This is a genomic window from Rahnella sp. BCC 1045 (assembly GCF_019049615.1).
In the GTDB taxonomy this organism is placed as follows: domain Bacteria; phylum Pseudomonadota; class Gammaproteobacteria; order Enterobacterales; family Enterobacteriaceae; genus Rahnella; species Rahnella contaminans.
The window spans coordinates 201,917-210,262 of record NZ_JAFMOZ010000144.1; the positions used below are offsets into that span (position 1 = coordinate 201,917).

The window sequence follows — 8,346 nt, forward strand, 5'->3', positions numbered from 1 at the left end:
ATGTATGACCTTTACCACTATATCGGCGGTGACATTAGCACCTCGCCGACGGGTGACCTGCGCCCAGTTTCAGACACCGAGCGTGGAAAACAGCGCCTATTAAGGCGATTGATGACAAATCCAGCAATGCCAGCAAATGATAATGAAGCAAGCACTTCACCAGACTATATTTTCCATCCTGAATATGGGGCTGGTCTAGGAAAAAAGGTTGGTCAATCAATCAACCTCAACGAATGGAAGTCTCTAATACTTGGGCAGGCGCTACTTGAGGATTGCGTAGCAACGTCGCCCGAGCCGGTCATCACTCTGAATCTGATAGATGGGGGCGTCAGCTGTTCAATTCAGTACACAGATGCCGTTTCCGGCACTCCCGCAACACTCAGTTTTGACGTGACGAGGTAATCGCGTGGCATCTATAAACATTAAAGCGTTCTCTGATCTGGTGAGCGAACAGGTCACTGCATTGCAGGCAAGCGCTGCCGGACTTGTTGATCTGGCAATCGGTAGTATTTTGCGGGCTATTGTCGAGTCAAACTCCGCAGTTGCGATGTGGATACAGAAACTCATTGTTAATTTGCTTGTCACTACACGAGCCGCCACCTGCTCCGGCGCAGACCTTGATAGTTGGATGGCAGATTTCAGCTTCACTCGACTGTCAGCGGTACAGGCTACTGGACTGGTGACATTTAGCCGTTTCACAGCCACCAATCAGGCATTGGTTCCTGTGGGTTCCGAGGTTACAACCACTGACGGAACGCAGATCTACACAGTCACTACCGATACGACCAATGCGGCCTATGACCCTACACAATTGGGTTATGTTATTGCCGCAGGTGTGAGCTCACTGATAGTGCCAGTACAGGCTAACACCGCAGGCGCAGCAGGTAATGCGCAGGCTGGCACTATCACTGTAATTTCTGGCTCAATTCAGTACGTCGATACGGTGACAAACACCACCACTTTCACAAATGGTGAAGATGCTGAGTCAGATGATGCCTTCAGAGCACGCTTTGTTCTCTGGATCGCGTCATTATCCAAGGCGACAAAAGCAGCCATTGGGTATGCCTTATCGAGCATGCAAACCGGCGTTACCTACACCCTGACAGAGAACTACGCCTATAACGGAACGCCGCAGCCCGGCTATTTCTACGCTGTAGTTGATGATGGTAGTGGCTCGCCATCGAGCACCTTCCTCTCAGCCGCGTACGCTGCCATTGATGCGGTGCGCGGTTTCACGGTGACGTTTGGTGTGTTTGCGCCGACGCTGGTAACGGCGAACGTTGTTATGACTATCACGACTGACCCTTCAGCTACTCACTCAGACATCGTTACGATCGTCACCAATGCGCTTCAGACCTACATTGCCAGTCTGTCACTTGGACAGCTTCTTCCATACACGCAACTGGCGACCATTGCGTACGGAGCAAGTTCTCTCGTAACAAACGTCTCAGCAGTTACCCTCAACAGTGGCACTTCTGACCTCGCAGCCTCAGGGAAGCAGGTTATTCGAGCCGGTACAATTTCGGTGAGCTAAATGGCTACTGGTGATCAAGATGATATCCTCGCACGCCTGAAGGCGTTACTTCCTCCAACATGGTTCGGTGATGACCATCCATTTCTCACCGCAATCCTTACCGCTTGTGCTCAGGCGCTGACTTGGTGTTACTCGCTGTATATTTATGCTCAGCTTCAGACGAGAATAAACACGGCCACTGATGGCTGGCTCGACCTTATTGCTTATGACTTCTTTGGAACCAATTATGGAAGAACGTCGGGGCAGTCAGATGATGTGTTCCGCAATGGAATAAAGATTAACTTGTTCCGCGAGCGGGGAACCCGGCATTCAGTGCAGAAAATACTGGAGGATTTGACAGGGAACACGCCTTTCATCTTCGAACCACAAAGGCCGCTGGATACAGGCGCATATGGTGCGGCAGTAGCTGTGTCTCGAAGCACGATTGGCTCGTATGTCGATACATTTGGGATCGTGCGATATGCCGAGCCTAACACTGTTAGATATGATGCCAATCCATACTCATTATCAACAAATGGATTATTAGTTGAGCCTTCTAATACAAATATAGTCCCATTTTCTTCTGATTTTATTGCGGCTACATGGGGAAAAACAAGATGCACTCCAGTTGCCTACGCAGGGATAGCTCCGGACGGCACTAACAATGCCACCTACCTAGTGCCTACCACTGATAACAATACACATGTATTAGGTACGCAGTCTTTAAGTGCCTCTGGAGGATCCACTTATGTTTTCTCAATTTATGTTAAGTCAGGCGCTTATTCACAATTAAGGATTCGAGCGGGGGACTCTGCAGGATTTCTGTTGGATACGGTTGTAGATACATCAACTGGTTCAATTGTTGCAGGAACGGTAACCGCCAAAGTAACCGCCTTAGCCAATAGTTGGTACAGAGTATCCCTACCAGTGACGACGTCAGCAGCAGCCTCATTCGTAACGATGCAACTGTGGGTATATTTATCTGGCAGCGCGACATTTGCAGGAGATGGTAGCTCAGGAATATTAATTTATGGGGCACAGATAGAGTCAGGGTCTTCAGAGACAAGTTATATTCCCACTCTGTCAACCTCATTCATGAGAGGTGCCGACACCCCTATAAACAACATGACCACCAATTCAACCTTCCTCGGTGGCTATGGACTGACTGGCGGATACGGCTCACAACTCATCCCCTATCAGGCATTCGTCACCGCATATCGCCCTTCAGGCGCAGGCATTCCATTTGTCGCCGGTTACAGCTCAACACCTTCAGGCTACAGCATCGCCTCACGCGGCGAGTACGCTTCTCAGACCATGCTTACAGGCTCTGTTACTGATGCTCAAATCTATGCCGCCGTTGCTTCTGTGAAAATGGAAGGGACGATCGCATGGGTGAATATTTTGTCTCAGCCAGACCCAGCTAAACGAAGGGTAGGGATTGATTTTGTTATCGGCGAATCTCAGCTCTAACACAACAGTTTCGGGAGAGTAGCATGTCATTTGTTGATGGTGAAATTCCAAAGGCCGCCAAGTTTAATGATCTGGCAACTAAAGCAGATTTAGCTGATGCGGTCACGGCTAAAATTACAGAGCTTAGTGGGTATCAAATAGCGGCGTCAGCCTCTGCGGATGTAGCGGCGCAAAATAGCCAAGTAGCTCAAAACGCTATGGCGGCATCACAATTGGCGGCAGCTAATGCACAGTCAATTTCTGATGGTGGAACGACTTATGCTACTTCTGCCGCTGGGCTGGCATCCACGACATCTGGTCAGTATTTCAGGGTGCCACAGGGGACCAGCAGCGAAACCAGCTTCATCTACTACCTGAATAATGCCGGGGTTGCTCTTGCCGTTGCTCAACAGGTCGGTAGTTCGGCTCTTAATGCCAGATTTAACCTGAGTACTTCAAAACTCATCTCAAGCACGCAGGACTCAACTGGCTTGCCAACTCTCGTTCAGGACGAACTCGGAGGCCTGTATTTGCCCGGTAGCACTGAGACAGTACAGGCTCAATTATCTCGGTTGAAAAAGAACAGCTCTCCGTACTTGAACCTGATGAGTGATAGCAACAGTGCGGTTTTCAATGTGGCTGATGAAATGGGAGGGATATCTATCCCTGATCTGCCAGGAACAATTCAGTCGAACATCAAGAGAAACCAAGAGCAATTACTGAATCTGATCGCAAACCGTCAGGTATATGATGCGCGGGATGCTGGACTGCGCAATGAACTTGGGGACAGGAACGAATTCATCCTCAATAATCTTGCGGCAACCGTAAGTGCTAATGGGGGAGGAGTCATATATGTGCCAAAAGGAAATTGGGGGGTAATTAAACCCATCCTTCCACTGAATGGGGTTAGCTGGGTAGGCGATGGTATGGATGCGACCATCTTCAGGCCGATGGGTAGCCTGTCGGCGTTCGATGCTGAGTCCACTGCGGCATACCTCACTGGCTGTGTTTTCTCTGACTTTGGCATTGATGGTCAAGATCAGGTAACAGTCACATCTGGCTATACATCAAGCATCAAAGGGATGTATTTCCAGTTCTTCAAGCGCTGTTTCTTCAACCGGTTGAAGATAATTAATACGGGTGCGACCGGGCTCGGCATTGACTACGCATATGACTCAACAATTACTAATGTGATCACTGAAAACTGCGGGAGACTTGCTCCGGCTGCTGATGGCTCACCCGGTGCTTCCGGCATTGGTATAGGCGTTGGCGGCAACCTTGATGAACCGCTTTACATTGCAGGAACGGTGAACAGGAACAACAAAAACTTCGGCATATTCTTCGAATGGCAGCAGCGCACAAACTCAACGAATCACAGTCGTTACACCATCGTTTCAGGCAATACCTGCACGGGGAATTATGGTGGCCTCGGCGATTGCGGACTTGATGGACTCGTAGCGATTGGTAATCATCTTTGCGGTAATCAATACGGGTTTCTGCTGAATACCGGTACATTGGTTCCTACCTCAGACGGAAGACCTGCCCCCGGCTCCCGAGGGATATTTCAGGGTAATGATGTCAGCCGTAACGTGCTATCGGGTATTAAGTATGATGGCTCTAGCGTTGCGGGCGCGGGTTATGACTGGAAGGGAAATAAAATTGAGGATAATGGTGCTTATGGTATTGAAATGACTATGGGCTCGAACGGATATTCTGACGCATGGATTGATGGAAATAGCATTGCCAGAAATCAGCTTGATGGAATAAGGCTGGTTAATGGAAGCGTGACCAATTTGGATATCACGAATAACCGAATCTTCAATAACGGACAAAACACATCAACTGGCGGGTCTGGAATCGTGCTAAATGCCAGCGTTACATACGGCTCCATATCAGCGAATAAATTAAGAGACACCCAAACGACGGCAACGCAGAAATATGGGATTGCGGGGACGGGCGCTCTGACAAGCATTGATATTGCTGAAAATCATTTTGTAAGAAACACCACCACACCTGTAAACCTGACTGGAACCCAGACAGGCGTCACCTTTGGTAGAAATCCTGGGTACAACTAAGGATAAATAATGGCTACGAATGTGATATCAAACTCGGCTTATAAAGGAGACTCGTCGGTATTACCGGCTGCAAATGCTCCAATGCCGAATAATGCCTCTCTATATCTGGATTTCGCGTCAGGTCTTTATATTGGTAAAGACATTTCAACAGGTAACGTAACCCGAACGACGACGCCTTCAGATCTGCTAGGTTTCTCAAGAGCATCTGTTAAATCTGTAATCGGAGTTGATGGCATTATCAGGCAGGCTGCATCAGGCGAACTTGCCATTCAGTATGATGCCGTAACCAAGAATAGGCTTGGATGCACTATTCATAATTCCAGCGCCAATCTTGCTATTTACAGCGAAGATTTCTCTCAATCATCGTGGACAAAAACAGGCGTAACAACAACTGCCGCGTCAGCAATAGCACCTGACGGGAATGCGTCCGCGACCCTAATAAGTGACGGCTCAGCTTCTTCGCTCCACACGATAGAAGAGACGAATGCCACAGCAACGGCAACGGGAAACTATCTGACCTTTAGTATTTACGTGAAGCCAGGCACGGCACGGTACGTTCAGTTGTATGCGCTGGCGACGCTATCAGGTACGACCTACGCAAACTTTGACCTACAGACCGGCAGGTGTGTAAAAATGTCTGCCAATGCTGTTCAGGCGGGGATCACTGCTGAGCCAAATGGCTTTTACAGAATTTCCCTGTCGATAAAAGTGTATGCAACGTATTCCGCTGGGGGCGCAGGCCTTGCGTTCATCAATAATGCTCCCGGAAGCACAATGCAACCGTCTTACACAGGAACAGGATTAACTGCTTATGTCTGGGGAGGTCAGCTTGAAGTTCGTGAGGCACCTACGCCTTACATGGTTACCAGCGGTGCATCATTTACCAGGCCTATTGATGTACTTAATGCCAATGTTTCAACAATAAACTTCCTTTCACTCACCGGTGGAACAGTTTTCGTTGAGGCTTATATGCCCGGAGTCAATCAGTCACCGGCAGGGGTTATGGTTCTTGGCAATTCATTCTTTGGATTAGAAAACACAGATGGTTCAGCAAACTATTTGTTCTTCACACAAAAGCCGCTAACGACCAACAATGGTTCTGTGCAGGTTTCAAGTTATGTTTCATCGGCCTCAACATTTCTTAACACGAAGCACAACGTGGCACCCGCAGGGAAATTATACAGAGGGATGGTGGCTTTCGATTCAGGAGACGTCATTACATATGACGATTTTGGCTCTACAGAAGCATCATTAGCAACTTCTGTTGGTTCATTCGGTAGGCTTTTAATTGGGAGGGGATTTGGGACTAGTAATAGCACCTCCCTCCCGTTTAATGGAACGATAAAGCGAATTATTTATTTCCCTTCGAAATTAACGATTGCTCAGATGTCAACTTTTTATAACTCAATGGTCTGAATTACACCCCACCTCCAATCACAGAAATAACCCGCTCCGGCGGGTTTTTTATTGGGAAAAATAAATAATGGATCGTCAGATAATTTATCCGGGGGCTATCCCCCTTGAAACAGATTTACTGAACACAAACAAATACACGATGGTTGCATTGAGCAAGCTTGCAGCTACGGTAATGGGCACAAACACGTATCTGCGAGGTCTGACAGCGGCTCCAACAAGTCCGGCATCAATGGTTGTTACCATTGATCGCGGTGAAATCTACAGCCTTCAGAACGTGGATGCTACAGCTTATTCTTCACTGGCAGCTGATACCGTTAATACCATCCTGAAACAGGGGATTATTCTCAGCCAGACATCGTTCACACTTACCGCGCCGACCACGGCAGGGCAGAGCATCAATTATCTGGTTCAGGTGACATACAGCGATGTTGACTCCGGTGCTACCGTGCTGCCTTACTACAATGCAGCCAACCCATCAGTAGCCTACAGTGGGCCAAATGGGTCTGGTACTGCCCAGAACACTGTCCGTTCAGGCGTTTGTACTGTAGCACTGAAAGCAGGTGTAGCGGCTACGACTGGCACCCAGACAACGCCGTCTGTTGATACAGGGTATACGGCAGCATGGGTAATAACCGTACCTCAGGGCGCGACCACCATCACCGCAGCAAACATTTCCTTGGCTGCAAATGCGCCTTTCCTGCCGGTTTCCGGCATTGTCGATGCTATCCAGAAATGCACCATGACCTATGCGGCCGACACCGGTTCAGCAAATACCTACGTGGCATCGTTTGTGCCGAAACTTCCAACACTTGTTGATGGGATGCGCCTGACTTTCAAAGCAAAAACGGCCAACACTGGGGCGTCAACTTTTGCACCGAATGGCAATACTGCATATCCGCTTTATTCTCATGCAAACCAAGCGCTGCAGGGGGGTGAAATCATCGCTAATGGTCTTATCGAGGTAGAGTGGAATAGCACGCTGACAGCATGGGTATTGTGCGGAAATTCAGGCGGGGCTCTGCCCGTTGCTTCGCCTACGCAATCAAACCATGCAGTACCATTGTCATTACTCAATAGCAGCCTTGCAGCACAGTCTGTTGGTAGGCTTCTAAATATCCAAACCTTCACATCTAGTGGAACCTACACGCCGACCCTTGGCACTACAAAAATCAGGTGCAAGCAGGTCGGTGGTGGTGGTGCTGGTGGTGGTACCCTTTCAACATCAGGCTCTCAAATTGCATCAGGCGGCGGTGGTAATGGTGGCACATATGGAGATACAGGGCTTATGGCTGTCCCATCATCTTCTGTTTCTATCATTGTCGGAACCGCAGGTGCTGGCGTAGCAGGTGGAAATGGTGGGTCGGGTGGCAGTACGTCATTTGGAGCATACTTAGTATCTCCAGGTGGTGCTGGTGGCCCAGTAGGTGCAGCTGGCGGAGCTGGTACTCTTGCCTCTGATAATATTTCGAGTCTCGTATCAACAGGAACGAATGTTTCTATCTCGCTTCCTGGTGATAAAGGAACTGGAGCATTCAACATTTCAGTTGCAAGTAATGGAATAAAATCAGGCGGAGGTGGTGATAGCCAGTTTGGTATCGGTGGCGGTGGAATTAATGGAACAACCTCCCCGAATATTGGAAGAGGTTATGGATCAGGTGGTGGTGGAAATGCCGCTGGTCCGGGTGCTGCATCTAGTATTGCGGGTGCAAATGGTGCTTCAGGAATCTGTATTATAGAGGAATATGCATAATGACTGTATCGCTCGCGATGATCCCAAATGGTTCAATTCAAGTAGCAAATACAATTGTTGCAAATGATGATTCATTTAGCATTGAAGGGTATTACTTTGTAGATATGACAGATAAATTCTGTGAAACAGGGATGTATTATAAT

6 protein-coding genes are annotated in these 8,346 nt (G+C 48.5%); all 6 read left to right on the plus strand.

Features of this window, described 5'->3' with window-relative positions; translation table 11 throughout:
- The 6 genes from J1782_RS25260 to J1782_RS25285 all read left to right on the plus strand — a co-directional run bounded on the left by J1782_RS25260 (position 1) and on the right by J1782_RS25285 (position 8,203).
- Positions 1-402, plus strand: a complete 402-nt coding sequence (locus J1782_RS25260) for a phage tail protein (protein WP_217154182.1) — start codon at positions 1-3, stop codon at positions 400-402.
- 4 nt (positions 403-406) lie between these two features.
- Positions 407-1,534, plus strand: a complete 1,128-nt coding sequence (locus tag J1782_RS25265) for a baseplate J/gp47 family protein (protein WP_371819831.1) — start codon at positions 407-409, stop codon at positions 1,532-1,534.
- Positions 1,535-2,983, plus strand: a complete 1,449-nt coding sequence (locus J1782_RS25270) for a hypothetical protein (protein WP_217154183.1) — start codon at positions 1,535-1,537, stop codon at positions 2,981-2,983. It abuts the gene before it with no gap.
- Positions 2,984-3,006: 23 nt separating this feature from the next.
- Complete coding sequence (locus J1782_RS25275) at positions 3,007-5,037, plus strand: right-handed parallel beta-helix repeat-containing protein (protein ID WP_217154184.1); 2,031 nt, start codon at positions 3,007-3,009, stop codon at positions 5,035-5,037.
- A gap of 9 nt (positions 5,038-5,046) precedes the next feature.
- Positions 5,047-6,453 (plus strand): hypothetical protein, encoded by a 1,407-nt coding sequence (locus J1782_RS25280; protein ID WP_217154185.1) that lies wholly within the window; start codon positions 5,047-5,049, stop codon positions 6,451-6,453.
- A gap of 67 nt (positions 6,454-6,520) precedes the next feature.
- Positions 6,521-8,203 carry a phage tail protein gene (locus J1782_RS25285; protein WP_217154186.1) on the plus strand — a complete coding sequence of 561 codons (1,683 nt, stop codon included), beginning with the start codon at positions 6,521-6,523 and terminating at the stop codon, positions 8,201-8,203.
- Positions 8,204-8,346: the final 143 nt, after the last annotated feature.

Coding starts and splice junctions, on each gene's coding strand:
- J1782_RS25275 (WP_217154184.1), top strand. CDS start 3,007: ATGTCATTTGTTGATGGTGAAATTCCAAAGGCCGCCAAGTTTAATGAT.
- J1782_RS25260 (WP_217154182.1), top strand. CDS start 1: ATGTATGACCTTTACCACTATATCGGCGGTGACATTAGCACCTCGCCG.
- J1782_RS25285 (WP_217154186.1), top strand. CDS start 6,521: ATGGATCGTCAGATAATTTATCCGGGGGCTATCCCCCTTGAAACAGAT.
- J1782_RS25270 (WP_217154183.1), top strand. CDS start 1,535: ATGGCTACTGGTGATCAAGATGATATCCTCGCACGCCTGAAGGCGTTA.
- J1782_RS25280 (WP_217154185.1), top strand. CDS start 5,047: ATGGCTACGAATGTGATATCAAACTCGGCTTATAAAGGAGACTCGTCG.